The organism is Streptomyces sp. NPDC060028 (assembly GCF_042736725.1).
Lineage (GTDB): Bacteria > Actinomycetota > Actinomycetes > Streptomycetales > Streptomycetaceae > Streptomyces.
In genome coordinates this window covers 25096-38132 of the sequence record NZ_JBHWVJ010000016.1, presented here as the reverse complement: position 1 = coordinate 38132, position 13037 = coordinate 25096, and the positions used below count along the sequence as shown (strand labels likewise).

The following is a 13037-nucleotide window of genomic DNA, read 5'->3' as shown; positions in this document are numbered from 1 at the left end:
GCCCGTTCACTTCAACTCGGCCGCACCATCGTGTGATTGCCTCGCGCCCGTGTACGGGAACGCGGCTGATCATCCGGACCGGGTGCGCCGGTATCCCTCGAATATGACGGACGCGGAGTGGGCTGCGGTGCGGCCGCTGTTGCCGGTGCCGGCCTGGCTGGAGGGGCGGGGTGGGCAGCCCGAGGGCTACTGCCACCGCCAGATGCTCGACGCGATCCGCTACCTGGTCGCGGGCGGGATCTCCTGGCGGGCGATGCCCGCGGACTTCCCCGCCTGGGGCCGGGTCTATGCCTTCTTCCGCCGGTGGCGCGAGCATGGGCTGATCGCGGAGTTCCACCACCGGCTGCGCGGCAGGGTCCGTGAGCGCGAGGGGCGCGACGCAGAACCGAGCGGGGGGACAATCGACGCGCAGCCGGTACGGGCCGCCGCGTCAGTGCCGTCCGCCTCACGCGGCTACGACGGCGGCAAGAAAGTCCCAGGCCACAAGCGGCACATCATCACCGACACCCTCGGCCTGCTCCTGGTCGTCGCGGTGACCGCCGCGAACGTCGGCGATCGCGACGCGGCCGTCGGGCTGCTCCAGCGGCTGCGGTCGCTGCACCGGGAGATCATTCTCATCTGGGCCGACGGCGGCTACACCGGCGGCCTCGTCGACTGGGCGAAGGAGAGACTCGCGCTCACCTTGGAGGTCGTCAAACGCACCGACGACATGGAGGGGTTCGTGGTGCTGTCCCGCCGTTGGGTGGTGGAGCGCACGTTCGCGTGGCTGATACACTCGCGCCGTCTGGCCCGTGACTACGAGACCCTGACCGCCACCAGCGAGGCGATGATCCTGCTCTCGATGATCACGCGGATGGGCCGCCGCCTGGCCCGGCCGCCGGCTTCCGGCCGGCGCTGAACATCCCCGACACCTCCTGGACCAGCCACCCGCGCTCCGCCAGGCGTCTGGCCTTCGACCGAACCCCCTCGACCTTCGCCGGCGTCGGCTCCAGCCCCAGCACCACCGCGATCTCCTTGGCCCGCACCGGCTGTTGGCCCGGCCGGCCCACGAGCACGCCTAGGATCCGCTGGTAGTCCAGCGCGAGAACCGTCGTGGGCAGCCCTTCCCGCCAGGTCGGCACGGTCGTCCCCGGCAACGGCGCGGGCACGGGCACGGCCTTCTCCTCGCCCCCGGACTCTGTCACGGCGGTGGTCTCGGCAGCGGACGCGGCCAGAGCCTCGACGAGCTCTTCCCGCGCGATCACCCGCCGGTCCAGCTCGATCTCGGCCACCTCCAGTGCCGCAGCCGCCCGGGCCGCCTCCTCCCGCAGATCCTCGACCCGCTCACGGGCCCCCGCCTCCCGCGCCTCCAGCAAACCCAGCATCGACGCCACCACGACACCCCTGACGATCAAGCAGCAACCGGACGCCGGAACCCTCCCTCACCCCGACCGAAACCGTGCCTGACCAGCGGAAATCAAACGATTATGTTCGGTTGAGATACGGCTTCTGACGGTCTGCCCGATCGCAGGCAGGTCTCGTGCGGCGCCGGGGACGGCAGCCATGGCACGTGCGCCGGGAGCCAGCACGACACCAGCTCCCGCGGCGGCGAGAGCGTTCCGCAGGAGACGCCGGCGGCAGAACGAAGGGGCAGAAGAGCGAGAAGAATCCTACAGAAGATCGTCGGGCTCGCTGCGTCGGTTCGCCTCCAAGACCCGGCCGGGTTCCCTCCGGTGAGTGAGACCGCCCACCCGTGACCAACCCACATACCCTGGCACCGCCCCCCTGCTGCAAGCCGAACACAGGTCGTCGACCGGCGGCGCAGTGTCGTTTCCCCGGTGAACCACCCCGCTCAGCCAGGGCAACTCCCCCGCCACGGGCTTCTACGAGCAACAGTCGACCGACGCTCCTCTCACGATCTCCCGGAGATGAGCACCAGGTGATGGCCCTGCTCGGCGGCGGGGAGGGCAGCGGCTGCCGGATTGGGACTGTGCATGACAGTCGCCCCGCAGGCACCGGCGCGGCGAAGCGGGCCGGCTCCCTGCCGCCTCGTACCTGCCCCCGGCTCCCCGGCCCCGTTTTGAGGAGACCCCTGCGATGAGCACGCGCGGCGCGCCACCGCCACCTCGCCCCCCGGCATGACGAAGTGTGGGGCCAGGACAGGCCAAGAGCGCGCGGTACGTCGTGGACGGGATACCAGAGCGAGTCCCTGTCCAGGCCGCTGCGTTCGGCCAGCATCGTGCGCAGGCCGTCCTCGCTCACCGACACCGAGGTCGCCATCCGGATCTCCCCCAGGGCCCGTCCGGTGCGCCAGCGGCGCAGCTGCGTCGGCGTGCCTCTGCGGCAGAGGCCGTGGGCGGCGGCGCAGTGCCTGCTGAGTACGAGACGTGGGTGACTGCAGCCCGGCTCTGCCCGAGCCCCGGCGTGAACCTGAACGCCGTACCCAGCAGCCGGGCCGCCTACCTGCACGGCTGGGCGTGCGAGCGGGAGAGGGGCTGGAGGGGGAACCTAGTGACGCACTCGGAGCAGTTCTGATCAGGATTCGATCGTTTCGCTGTTCGCATCATCTATTTATCTGCGAACCCGCTGGATCTACACGTTTCTTCGGCTGGCACGCCGGATCCCGGCTAGCGCGCGGGTTAGTGTCGGCGGTGCAGCCGCCCCCCGAACAGGGCTCCAACCAAGGCCGAGGGGCTGCTGTTCCAGCAAAATTCGAACAAAGGAAAACTATGTCCTCTATCCGAATCCCGACTCAGGGCCTCACGGCGCTGAGCAGCGGTTTCGACCGTAACATGACCTCGCCTGCGGCCACCCGGTCCTCGAAGAGGATTGACAGTCGTGTCAACGTGCACATGATGCCGTTTCTCGTGGTCCTTTTCGCGGGGGTGGTTCTGATCTACGCGCCGCAGCAAGCTGAGCATCTCGTCCTTCTGGTGCCTCCGATGCTGGTGGCCGGACGCCGCTCTACCTGGAGCACTGTGCGAACGCACCGCTAGACGCGCGGGCGCACGACCGCAGCGGCTGCTCTCTAACGTCTGCACTTCTGCTCCCGGCTACAGTTCGTTTCACCGTAGCCGGGAGCCCTTTCTTCGTCCGTCCGGAGCACCGTGATGTATGGGCCCAGGTCACAAAACGTTTGAGTGCCGGGTCCTCGGTCCGGGCGTAGACGCCCCTTCTCTGCCGAGGATTTTCGATGTCGGATACCGCCGCGCTTTCCCTGGTCTGCGGCCACTGCAAAGACCGGTTCGCCCGTCCGAAGCGGACCGGCCGACCGCCGTCGTACTGCTCGCCCTCCTGCCGTTCAGCCGCCTACCGGGGACGCCAGGCGCCTGCTCGCAGGTCCCCCGCCGCGCACGATGACGATGTCCGTCAGATCGCTGAAACTCTGCAGGCGCGGGCGACAAGCGCCGTGCGACTGAGTCGACACCCGATCCCGGCTCATCCTCTGGACCTCGTCGCGGAAGTACAGAGGATGGAGCGCGACCTGATAGACCTCAAGGCTGTCGCTGTGCGGCAAGCCCATGAATACGGAGCGGCGTGGAGCGCCATCGGCGAGGCTCTTTCCCTCCACCCTGCTCACACACGGACCTTGTTCAGCAATGACAGGGTCGCCCGGGCCGTCACCAACCGGGCCCGTCGCAGGGACGGCGTGCTCCCCCCCCACTCCGACCCGGCTCATACTCCTATGGGTCGCGGACCCCGCATGGACGAGGATGAAGGGCCACCGGGTGACGTCTCGCTGACAAGCCACCCGGGCTACCCGCTGGCGACGGCCCTGTCGCACCTCCAGAGGTCTTCGGGCTTAACCGGCCGCAAGATCGCCGACGAGTTGTGCATCTCCCCTTCCCTGTTGTCGCGCATCCTGCTGGGCAACCGCACCCCCAAGTGGCGTGTAGTCAGAGGGTTCGCGGAACTGTGCGGGGCTGACCCGGCAGATCTGCGTCCCCTATGGGACAAGGCGCGTGGCGTTCGTGTGTCACCACCGCCGAGCCCCGAGGACTACCCCCACGCCGCCCGGGCCCTGCAAACAACACTGCGAGGGATGTGGCTGGCCGCCGGCTCGCCGGACGTGGAGAGCCTTTGTCGGGATGGCCACTTCCCCCCCGAGCAGGTCGCGGGGGCTTTGGGATCGGAAGAACCCGCCGCCTACTTCACGGAGTGGCCGTTCGTAGCCCGTCTCGCCACCGCGCTGCGTGGCAGTCCGGACGACCTGCGCGCACTGTGGGAGCAGCTGAGAGCATCAGGATCGGTGTCTATCGCGACCGGCGCACGAACAAGGTCGGCCCCGCCCCTCGGGATCAAGAAGGTGCCACAGGCGCCCGTCACAAGCCGAGCACCGTCACCCGTGGGCGCCTCACGCCATACCGGACCGCTACGCAGCGCGCCCTGGTTCGACCGGGACGCCGTGCGGCCGCCGCGACACAGCCAAACGGAATGGGTTCTGCGTGTCCTTGCCGTGATGCACCTCGTCGTGGAAGCCCCTTCGCCCATCACCGCCCAAGGGGCTCTGCGCACTGCAGGCCTCGTGCCCGAAACAGGCCGACGGCTGATGGACTGGCTGGCGCAGGTTGGTCTCACCACCCCCCTGCCTGACGGGACGTACCTCCCCGGCTCCCTGCTGCGCGGCCTCCGCAGCGGAGAGAACGTTCTGCCGCAACTCCTCGAACAGTTGCGCACCGACGCCGGGGCCGCCGTTTATCTCAGCTCCTACGTAGGCGGCGAAGTCACCATCACCCATTCCAGCCATGGCCCTGACACCCCGCCCGTTCTTGAAGACGTGCCTTTCACCGACACGGCACACGCCAATGCCGTCGGCAAGGCCCACCTGGCCCAACTGGACGCACAGGGCAGGATGGACCACCTCACCCGGCACCGTCCCTTTTCCCTGACACCCAGGACCATCACCGACACCCAAAGGCTTCTGCACAGTTTGGACACCAGTGGTGAGCGCGGCATCCAGTACGACCTCAAGGAGTACAACGACAGCGAAAAATGTGCTGCGGTACCCCTGATCCTGCCCGGCCGGACCGGATGCGTCGCGCTCTCCCTCCCCACCGTCGACCACGCCCGCCTCGGCGACGCCGTCCGAAAGCTCGGCGGCCGTTCCACCAGCCTGCTCCTGTCCCTGCTCCTCACGTACACCGACCAGAGCAACTGGTCGGGCATCCCATCTGGCGGCAATCAGGCGGTGAGAGCCGAATCCGCCACCCCGCTCTCCCTGCCCCACCAGCTAGACGCGCCCCCGCTTCAGACCACGGCCGGGCAATTCCTCATAGCCTGACATGCGTACCCGAAATGCTCACCATGCTGATCACGCCTGCCATCGGTGTTGCCTCGCGCACCGGCACCGTCGGCACCAGCGCCGTTGCCGCCCGCGCCTGGACGGCGCCACCGGGGCCGCGGTCATCGACGGCATCGGCCACTCCGACGTCCTGCACTCCCTGCTCCCGGCCCTCGCCGTGACCGCCGCGCGCCTGGCCGCCCTCGCCTTCCCGCCGGCCGGGCTGCTCACCGCCGGACGCATGCTCTCCGACCCCGCACACGACGGTGCTGCACCCAACGCAGTCGCCGTCGTCGCCCGCCTCCAGCCTGGGCGCAAGCCCTGGGTCGCCTGGGCCGGCGACTGCCGGGCCTATGGCTACGACCCCGACTCCCAGACCCTCACCCGGTACACGGTCGACACCACCACCGCCGCCGTCTACCTCACGGGTCACAAGAATTCTGGGCACGTCGGCCATACGGCTCTGCCCAAATGTGGCTCACCCCCTCACCACCCGGCCTGCCCGCTCTCGGCACCGCACATTGCCTGCAGTTTGCTCAAAGCGAGGGGGGTACTGACCTCTGGAGAGGGGGCGCTGTGGTGTTCGCGCTGCTCGGACGGTTGGATGTGCGAGTGAATGATTCTCTGTGGAACAGGCTCTCGGTCGAAGCGCGAGCAGAGGTGGACCACCTCGTTGGCATCAGGCGCAACGTGCAGGCCATCGCGGTGATTCGCGAGCGCGCCGGGCTGCCGCGGCCTGACTTCAAAGAGTGTGTTGCCCTCCTGGACCAGCGCTTCACATTCCTGCGGAAGTAGGTGGTGGCGCGCGATAGGGCCGCGCGGCACCATCAGCCATCGCGCCAGGGATGAAGGGGCTGGTCATGCACGTTGCCGGCCCCCGCCCCTGCTGCCGACCTCTTGCCGAGGAACTGCCTGGCCCTGCAACTCCCGCAGGTCGACGTCGAAGTCGAGGACCTCGTCGTCAAGGAAGAAGATAGCCAGCACATCGGGAGTCGCCAGACGCGCAGGTCCGGGCACTCAGCGTCCGGCGGGCGGGACAGCACGGGCTCCGCCCGGGGCACCGGAAGCACCGTCTCGCCTTCGGAATACTGACACTTCCGACCCCTCGCCACGACAAGATCCAGGACCACCTGCCGGTCTCCACCGAACAATCCGGGACATACACATCCGGCAGCGACCCCACCAGGTCACTGACGCAGCCAGCCAGGCGACCCCAACCCCCAGGGCCGCCCACACCCACACCACCCCGGCTCCCAACCCCTCCAGGAAACCCCAGACAAGCCCCCCAGCCGATGTCGCCGGTGTCATGCAGGCCCCAGGCAGTGAGCGTGCGGGTGGCGAAGTCGCGTGCGGCCTGGACCGATTCGGGCTGGTGGTCGAAGAACCTCTGCGTCGCTTCAGGCATGGAGGCCTCATGTGTCGTGGTCCGGGGCGGGGGTGGATCCGGGACTGCGGGCGGCGGGCACGTTCAGACGCGGCCCTGGCGGGGCCGGTGGCGGCCGAGCGGGGGTGTGGGGGCCGCGGAGGAACAGCAGCTGGGCGCCGGAGACGGTGATCCGGGTCTGCCGGGAGCCGGTTATCGTCTTCGGCCCGAGGTGGGACGGGGCGGGCAGGACGACGCCGTAGGTGTCGGGGTGCCGGTAAGAACCGTGTCAGTGCGCCACGAGGCGCTGTTGCTTCGGACGGAGGTGGAAGACCACCGTCGCCTCGCCGTCGTAGCGGCGAGGTGAAGCTGGAGGCAGCCTGAACCGGGGATCGCCGGGGAGGGCGAGAGCAGCCTCGACAAAGTCGGGTCGGCCCAGCACTGCCGGATGGGTCGGGCCCGGTGAGCGAGACGGGAAGGTATACGCGAGGAACCGGCGTTGTTACGCCTCTTGAGTTCTTGCCAGCTCCAATCCGGTGGATATGGGCTGGTCAGCGGTGCGCAACCGCCCGGAAGGGCGGGGAACTCCCGGTCGGGTATTGACAGCTTGGGCTGGGAGGCCACGACGAAGGTCTACGGCGTAGTTGTGGCGAGGCCGCAGGGGCAGAGCCGGGTGCCTAACCCGTTACTGAGGTTGTAGGCGTGGTGTCGTGAGTGTGAGGCCGGTCGCCGTGAGGCATCCGTCGATGATGTCGCTGCGGTACTGGATCTGACGGAGGCCGTGTCGTAGCCGACGGATGAGGTCGTCAGGATCGGTGAAGGCGGTGTTGGCCTGGCTGGTCCGGCGGAGGACCGACCAGATGCCCTCGACAGGGTTGAGGTCGGGTGCGTAAGACGGCAGGTGGTGGGCGGTGAGCCAGTCCTGTGCGTCGATGAAGGCCCGCATGCGGCGGTCTTTGTGGACGTTCAAGTTGTCCCATACAAGGACGATCGGGCCGCCGAGCTGCTGGTGGGCGGCGATGAGGAGGTCGCGGTACTCGGTCCAGGCGAAGCTCTTGCGGCCGCCGCTCTTGTGATCGGTATGCCGTTTGGGCCGGTAGATCAGGCGGGAGCGTTCGCCGGATTTGTAGCAGCACAGGGCCGCGATGGAGAAACGGCGCTGAGAGCGGCCGCGGACCCGGATCACGGGGGTGGTTCCGCGTCGGGCCCAGGTTCGGGAGGTCGGCGGCGTCATCGAGAAGCCGGCTTCGTCCTCGAAGACGATCCAGGCCCCGAGCGCCGCCGCGGTGGTTCCAGGCGCGGCCACACCTCCTTCACCCAGCCGGCCACGGCTGCCTCGTCCCGCTCGACGGCACGACGGGCCGGAACCTGATGGCTCCAGCCGTGCCTCCGCAGCATCTGCGAGATCCCCGACAGCGTCATGGACTTGTGGAACCGCCGCCCGATCAGGGTCTTGATCCGGGCCAGCGTCCACCGCTGATCCGGCCAGCCGTGAGCCACCGGGCCCTTGGCCAACTCCTTCTCGAGCACGGCGAACAGCACCTCGCTCAGCTTCGGACGCGACGCCGGGCCTTGAGAACGGACCCCGTCCTGGCCGGCCTCGAGCCAGGACCGCCGCCACCGCTGAACCGACCGGACGCTGACCCGTAACTCCTTCGCGATCTCCGTACTGCCCCGCCCCTCGGCGAACATCCCGACCGCTTCCATCCGGACCCGCTCACGGAAGGCTTGCCTCTCCGCGGTCAGACCCCCACCCTGCGGATACCTCATACACCCGGCATACCGCAACGATCACCAACCGTCAGCCCCTACGACAAGACGACTTCAAGGTCAGTAACTGACACCCGTGCTGGAATTAGCGAGTGCCCAGTTGGGTGAATTACTGCTTGGCTACTTCACCCCCCCCACACGCGTCACCCGAATATCCACTTTCATGAGGGAGGATGGCGCTTCCGGCACGTGCAGCGTCGATGTACCGCCCACAGCGCAATTGGGCCGCCACCGAGTGCATCGACACGGCTCGTGATCGAGTTGCAGTGCCCAGTAAAGAGTGAAGACTGGGAAATAGGACATTTCCGCAGGTCCCGGTCATTCGTGAGGCGCCGGGTGCGTCTCCAGTTGGACCGTGCATGGCCGCGGCAGCCCAGTCTCCGGTTGCCAGATCTAGCTCATGACGAGATCCCGCACGGCCCCGTGCGCCCATTGCCAAGTGGCCTTACACGCCCGTTCTATCGGTGAGAGCGCAGTCGGACAGTGCTAGGACCGCCATTGCATGAGGAGATACGCGATGACGCGCGAACGTGACATGGAGCAGCGGAACGGACTGCAGCTCCACCAGATGATCTCGGCGCTCCGTACGGAACTAGAGACCGCCCAGCAGGAAAGCTCAGAGAAGCAGCTGCGCTTTGGCGTGTCTGGGGTGGAGCTTGAGGCCACGGTCCAGGTGACGGTGGAGGGCGGAGGCAAAGGGGGCGTCAGGTTTTGGGTCATCGAAGCCACCGCCGGCATGGATCGAAGCAAGGCAACCACGCAGCGGATCAAGCTCAATCTCGATGTTCCTCCCGGAACCCTCGTCACAGGTGAACGCGCAAAATGATCGGTGCGGATGCAGAGCGCCTGGTATCGATTTTGCTGGATAAGACCCGCGGATCGGGCTACCTACTTGCGCCCAACTTGGTTCTGACCGCTGGGCACTGCGTGGAGTCTGAAGGGTCCGAGGTAGAGGTGCTCAGGTTCAGTCGTGACGAGCACGGGCGATACGACCTGGCCGCGAGTTCCGCCTTCAAGGTAGCGGTGAAGAGCGGCCCGAATGCTCTCGACTTTGCCCTCCTGACCCATGAAGGGCCCACCTCTGATCCTCTGGCTCTGGGCGGCAAGGGGCGAGGCGAGGTCCGGTTGGGCCGACTCGTAGGCGAGGACCAAGTTCCGGCGCAGGCCCTCGGCTTTCCTACGTCCCAAGTGGACACCCAGCAGTACATGAACGTCGAAGATGCCCGGGGATTCGTACTCCCCCTTACCGGCAGCCGGACTGCTCAGGACGCCGAAGCGCCAACGGAGCGCTTGCACTTCCAGATCAGCACTGGGACTCCGGTAAGAAGTGTGGCCGCGTCACTGTGGGGCGGCATGTCCGGTGCGGCTCTGTTCAGCGGTGACCACTTGCTCGGCGTGATCGTGGAGGATCGCCCGACGGTCGAGGGGCGACTCCAGGCCGTTCCGGTGGAGCGGATCTTCGGCGAGCGCGGTCATGAGGAGGCGAAGGCATGCTTGCGCCGACACCAGACCCGGAGAATCGACGACTCTCTGACCGATCCGGTATGGGCGGGACACGGAGTGCTCAAGCCGCCCTACAGTCCTCTACCTCCCCCGGACCAGTGGTCGGAGGCCGATCTCCTACAGGCCCGATACAACGTCGTGCCGTTCTGTGGTGACGAACGTAAACGTGAACGCGACCAGTTGACCGACTGGTGCCGAACGTCAGGGAAGATCCGCATGCGGCTGCTCTCGGGAGGTGGCGCCGTTGGCAAGTCCCGCCTCGCTCGCGAGGTGTGCCGCCTCATGGGCGCTGAAGGCTGGGTCGTCGGCATCATCGACCCTCTGAGCGTTGACTTCGCTCAGGTGTGCGCTTTGGACGAGAACCGTCTGCTGGTTGTCGACGACGCCGACGCGCATGTCGGCCAGTTGGAGGCTCTCCTTACCGAAGTCGATAGGCAAGCCGAGCGCCCACATAGGCTGCGGATCCTCGTCGTGGGACACAGCGGGGGACCCTGGTGGCAAGCCCTCCGGCGTCGGCACGAGTCTCGTATGGACAGCGGTGATCCCCCGCCGCTTACCCCACCAGCCCACATCGGTCGAAAGGAAGTCTACGACGCTGCCGTTGAGGCCTTCCGACTCTGGTACCAGCAGAAGGACCTTTGGTATCAGCAGAAGGCACAGGAAGACACGACGGAGACGGAGAAGAAGGCCGCGCCCACCAGCAAGGAAGGGCCCACCGACACAACGGGCGCCTGTCCTCTGCTGGACTTCAGTAGCCGCGATTTCGACAGCTATCTTCTGATCTTGATCCAGGCGCTGGTCGATGCTCGCGCCAGACTCGACAAGGGCCCAGCTATCGCCACCGCTCCGGCATTGCGCTCTCGGGTAGATGCTCTGCTCGACTATGCCATCGATGTGGAGCGGCAGAGGTGGCAGGAATCGGCAAGATCTTCCGGTCTGCCCGACGACGCCGTGCTTCTCGAACGTGTCATCGCCATTGCGGGCATGGCCGTGGCCACCGGTCCGACAGACGGGAGCGGTGAAACAGATGCGTCCCGCCGGCTGCGGCTCGTCCCCGACCTCGCCGATGAGCCGGAGTGGCGCCGACGCGCATTCGCCCGGTGGCAGCACACACAGTTCACTGGCGAGGGCTACCTGCGTCCGCTCCAGCCACTGCGCCTGGCTGAGCGCCTCGGGGCCAGGGTGCTCGCAACATTCCCCGAGTTGGTTTCGCAGCTGCTCGATGTCGAAGGGACCGGACCGGGAATCCCGGACCGCCCAGTTGACCAGTCACACCAGGTGCTCAACGTGTTGCAGCTGCTGCAGCTCACCGCGGGAAACGAGACGGAGAACCACGATACGTGCGGCGATATCGCGGGGACGAGTTCACAGGCTCAGAAGGACGCCCGTGGCGTTCTCGAGCATGCACTCCGTGCACACGCCACCGCTTTGCTTCGGTTGGTGAAGAAGGTCGCCATGAACGATGAGGACGGAACCGCCCAAGCCATCGGCGCCTCACTGGCTGTAGCGCTCAACACGACCTTGCAGAAAGGGGCGGCCCAGGCCGTCGCTGCGGAGGTACTCACCGAGCTCGACGAGTCCTGTCCGGATGTCCTCCTAGAACTGGCCACGACCATAGCGGATCATGCAGTTGCCTATTACCAACGCAGCGACTCGCCGCACACCGAAGAAAACAGAGCGGGACTTGCCACTGCTCTTCAGCGGTGGTCCCTGTACCTGGCAAACTCCGGTCTCCGGAACCGCGCATGCGACGTCGCCTACGAGGCTGTGTACACCCACCATGCACTGGCGCAGCAAGCACCATCGCCAGAACACAAACTCGGGCTGGCCGAGGCACACAGCGATCTTGCCGACCGCCTCGACGACGTCGGCCGGTTCGAGGAGGCTCACGACCACGCTCGGGAGGCCGTGAGACTGTTCGACGAGCTGCACCAGCAGAGCCCGCCACAAGTGGACTCGTTCCGTCTTGCCAAGGCTTTGTGCACGCACGCGACGGCCGCCAACGACATCGGCCGGCATCGGGAAGCCCTCCAAGCGGCAATACGCGCATGCAAGCTGACCCAACAACTGCCAAGAGCTACCGAAGTCGAAGAAGACGATATTAAGGGAAAACAAGCGTTCGCCCTGCGGGGCTTGGCCTGGCAACTAGGCAAGAGCGGCGTCAAGGACGAAGCTTTGACCACAGCGAAGGATGCCTGTGCAAAGTACAGGGATCTATTTGGCCGGAACCCCGGCCATTGGCGGCGCCACTACGCCCTGGCCCTGTCCATCTGCGGATCCCAACATGAAGCTAAAGAGGAGTGGAACGACAGCATTGAACTACACAAAGAGGCCGTGGACACACATTACAAGACACTGGAACAGCAATATCGCGAAGCTGTCCGCCCCCATCACGCAAACGCGCTGAGGCACTTGGCGGCTGGGCATCTAGGGCGGGCACGTCATCAACTGCCGCAGGTATCCACTCCCGAGAGCCTGATGCCTAGCGAACAGGCTATGGCGGATCTCGAGGCGGATCTCGACGACGCTCGGGATAGAATCGATCAAGCGCTGACGCTGTACAAGAGTATGCGGCCTGACGACAGACTGGCGAACCGTCTATCCGAGGCTTCAGCCCACCGGCTGAGAGCCGAAATTTTGGTGACCCAGGGAAACATTGATGAAGCTTCAGCCCGTCGACTGAAAGCCGAGAACTTGGCGACCCGGGGAAACATCGACAAGCGCTTCCACCCGGCACGGCCCAGCCGGGCTTTCAAACCGGCCGAGGCGGCAGCGAAGGACTCGCTCAAGCTCTACGAGGCCATCGATAAACACACATGGCAAAGCAAGTTCGACATGATCCAGGCACGGGTATCGCTGGTCGAGGCCACGGCCGGCCAGGGACGTTCCAAAGAGGCCCGCGGCCTGGGTGAGGATGTCAGAAGTTGCCTCCTGCGACTCGGCGCCGAGGAACCGGACCGAACCGAAGTAGACGACGCGCTCGGACTGATCGAGAAATACCTGGAGGGTCTCAGCGGCCTAAGCGAACCACCACAGAAATCGCGTAAACCGGCAAAGCTTATACTCCATCCCCGCAATCAGAACGCACGAGCGACCAGTCGTACACCGCATATCCGGCACGGAAATTACTACCAGGGTTGA

General features: G+C 66.4%; 9 protein-coding genes and 1 pseudogene. 5 read left to right on the top strand and 5 right to left on the bottom strand.

The annotated features are described in order from the left end of the window. Nucleotides 1-103 precede the first annotated feature (103 nt). A complete protein-coding gene (locus ACFWBF_RS11185) occupies nucleotides 104-898 on the top strand; it encodes an IS5 family transposase (RefSeq protein ID WP_385598645.1) in 795 nt (264 codons plus the stop codon). On the opposite strand, the gene ACFWBF_RS11180 is transcribed toward ACFWBF_RS11185, so the two are convergent. Continuing rightward, nucleotides 846-1394: a hypothetical protein gene (locus ACFWBF_RS11180; RefSeq protein ID WP_385598642.1), complete on the bottom strand. Its 549-nt coding sequence runs from the start codon at nucleotides 1392-1394 to the stop codon at nucleotides 846-848. The genes ACFWBF_RS11185 and ACFWBF_RS11180 overlap by 53 nt on opposite strands. A gap of 2288 nt (nucleotides 1395-3682) precedes the next feature. Between ACFWBF_RS11180 and ACFWBF_RS11175 the strand changes: the two genes are divergently transcribed. After that, nucleotides 3683-5260: a helix-turn-helix domain-containing protein gene (locus ACFWBF_RS11175; RefSeq protein WP_385598639.1), complete on the top strand. Its 1578-nt coding sequence runs from the start codon at nucleotides 3683-3685 to the stop codon at nucleotides 5258-5260. On the opposite strand, the gene ACFWBF_RS11170 is transcribed toward ACFWBF_RS11175, so the two are convergent. Continuing rightward, nucleotides 5250-5717, bottom strand: a complete 468-nt coding sequence (locus ACFWBF_RS11170; RefSeq protein ID WP_385598636.1) for a hypothetical protein — start codon at nucleotides 5715-5717, stop codon at nucleotides 5250-5252. The genes ACFWBF_RS11175 and ACFWBF_RS11170 overlap by 11 nt on opposite strands. A gap of 122 nt (nucleotides 5718-5839) precedes the next feature. Between ACFWBF_RS11170 and ACFWBF_RS11165 the strand changes: the two genes are divergently transcribed. Beyond that, nucleotides 5840-6055 (top strand): hypothetical protein, encoded by a 216-nt coding sequence (locus ACFWBF_RS11165; RefSeq protein ID WP_385598634.1) that lies wholly within the window; start codon nucleotides 5840-5842, stop codon nucleotides 6053-6055. Nucleotides 6056-6172: 117 nt separating this feature from the next. On the opposite strand, the pseudogene ACFWBF_RS11160 reads toward ACFWBF_RS11165, so the two are convergent. The 3 genes and pseudogenes from ACFWBF_RS11160 to ACFWBF_RS11150 form a co-directional block, all read right to left on the bottom strand. Next, nucleotides 6173-6494: pseudogene (locus ACFWBF_RS11160) on the bottom strand (hypothetical protein); the annotation flags it as partial. An 814-nt stretch (nucleotides 6495-7308) separates the two neighbouring features. Next, nucleotides 7309-7857 (bottom strand): transposase, encoded by a 549-nt coding sequence (locus ACFWBF_RS11155; protein WP_385598844.1) that lies wholly within the window; start codon nucleotides 7855-7857, stop codon nucleotides 7309-7311. Beyond that, the gene (locus ACFWBF_RS11150; RefSeq protein ID WP_385598631.1) at nucleotides 7854-8393 is read right to left on the bottom strand and encodes a winged helix-turn-helix domain-containing protein; all 540 of its coding nucleotides are present in this window, start codon (nucleotides 8391-8393) and stop codon (nucleotides 7854-7856) included. The genes ACFWBF_RS11155 and ACFWBF_RS11150 overlap by 4 nt, the downstream gene beginning before the upstream one ends. 517 nt (nucleotides 8394-8910) lie before the next feature. Between ACFWBF_RS11150 and ACFWBF_RS11145 the strand changes: the two genes are divergently transcribed. Next, nucleotides 8911-9219, top strand: coding sequence for a trypco2 family protein (locus ACFWBF_RS11145; protein ID WP_385598628.1), 309 nt, complete (start codon nucleotides 8911-8913; stop codon nucleotides 9217-9219). Continuing rightward, the gene (locus ACFWBF_RS11140; protein ID WP_385598625.1) at nucleotides 9216-13037 is read left to right on the top strand and encodes a trypsin-like peptidase domain-containing protein; all 3822 of its coding nucleotides are present in this window, start codon (nucleotides 9216-9218) and stop codon (nucleotides 13035-13037) included. The genes ACFWBF_RS11145 and ACFWBF_RS11140 overlap by 4 nt, the downstream gene beginning before the upstream one ends.

Excerpts from the sequence above, each read along its gene's own strand:
- ACFWBF_RS11185 (WP_385598645.1), top strand. The coding sequence starts at position 104 with ATGACGGACGCGGAGTGGGCTGCGGTGCGGCCGCTGTTGCCGGTGCCG.
- ACFWBF_RS11175 (WP_385598639.1), top strand. The coding sequence starts at position 3,683 with ATGGACGAGGATGAAGGGCCACCGGGTGACGTCTCGCTGACAAGCCAC.
- ACFWBF_RS11170 (WP_385598636.1), bottom strand. The coding sequence starts at position 5,717 with ATGGCCGACGTGCCCAGAATTCTTGTGACCCGTGAGGTAGACGGCGGC.
- ACFWBF_RS11155 (WP_385598844.1), bottom strand. The coding sequence starts at position 7,857 with ATGACGCCGCCGACCTCCCGAACCTGGGCCCGACGCGGAACCACCCCC.
- ACFWBF_RS11150 (WP_385598631.1), bottom strand. The coding sequence starts at position 8,393 with ATGAGGTATCCGCAGGGTGGGGGTCTGACCGCGGAGAGGCAAGCCTTC.
- ACFWBF_RS11145 (WP_385598628.1), top strand. The coding sequence starts at position 8,911 with ATGACGCGCGAACGTGACATGGAGCAGCGGAACGGACTGCAGCTCCAC.
- ACFWBF_RS11140 (WP_385598625.1), top strand. The coding sequence starts at position 9,216 with ATGATCGGTGCGGATGCAGAGCGCCTGGTATCGATTTTGCTGGATAAG.